Source organism: Oleiphilus sp. HI0043 (assembly GCF_001634935.1).
This window is the reverse complement of the sequence record NZ_LWEY01000554.1, coordinates 1-847: the sequence shown is the minus strand read 5'-3', so window position 1 is coordinate 847 and position 847 is coordinate 1. Positions and strand designations below refer to the sequence as shown.

Genomic DNA, 847 nt, shown 5'->3' with positions numbered 1-847 from the left:
TTTGACCGGAAAGGCCAAGCAAAGCGCAAAAATCATCTCCCACCTTCGCCTTGAAGGCGTAGAAGTCACCTTTGTCTTGTGGGCTTTAAGTAAAGAGATTCGCTTACTACTGAATTTGTCTCATGCCCTGAGCAAAGGTCAGCCATTGCCGGCATTATTCAAACAACATCGTATCATTCAAAAACGCCAGGCAGGTCTGTCTGCCGCCGCACAAAAGCACAGCCCTCAAAAGCTATTGGGCCTTTTAGATCAGTGTAAGAAAGTCGATGACCTGATCAAAGGTGTCGAAAAGGGCATTTCCCCTTGGGACGTGTTGACTGATATTACCTTGGCAATTGCTAAGGGATAAAGCCAAAGGTAGGCGGGGCCTCTGTCCGCGCGAACGGAACCACCGGGCTATCTGACACTCCGAGGAACGACCTGCGCCCCGGGACGGGCCGCCTACAAAATTCTCACATTCGAAAACTCATTTCCGAAGATGCTTTAATTTCCATAGATAAGCTTTTGAAAATAAAAAATAACAAAAGCACAACAAAGCATTATAAGTTCTTTAGCGCACACTCTTTATCACAAATAAACATTAAAGCCTCTTTCCGATCGCTGTTTTTACAATGTTTTTCAGAATCTAACATTTTTAGCTCACTTATAAGGGGGCAGCGCTCACTTTTTATGCTAACGTCAATTATAAGAATCATATAAGTTGTTAAGCAGTCTTCTTTTACTACCAATAGCTTTTGAGGGCTGTGCTTTTGTGCGGCGGCAGACAGACCTGCCTGGCGTTTTTGAATGATACGATGTTGTTTGAATAATGCCGGCAATGGCTGACCTTTGCTCAGGGCATGAGACA

General features: G+C 44.5%; 1 protein-coding gene and 1 pseudogene. One reads left to right on the top strand and one right to left on the bottom strand.

The window, feature by feature from the left end; all coding sequences use genetic code 11:
* Positions 1 to 349: pseudogene (locus tag A3729_RS06780) on the top strand (hypothetical protein); the annotation flags it as partial.
* 190 nt (positions 350 to 539) lie between these two features.
* On the opposite strand, the gene A3729_RS06775 reads toward A3729_RS06780, so the two are convergent.
* Positions 540 to 847, bottom strand: a 308-nt coding sequence (locus tag A3729_RS06775) for a hypothetical protein (protein WP_231877369.1), incomplete at its 5' end; no start/stop codon positions are given.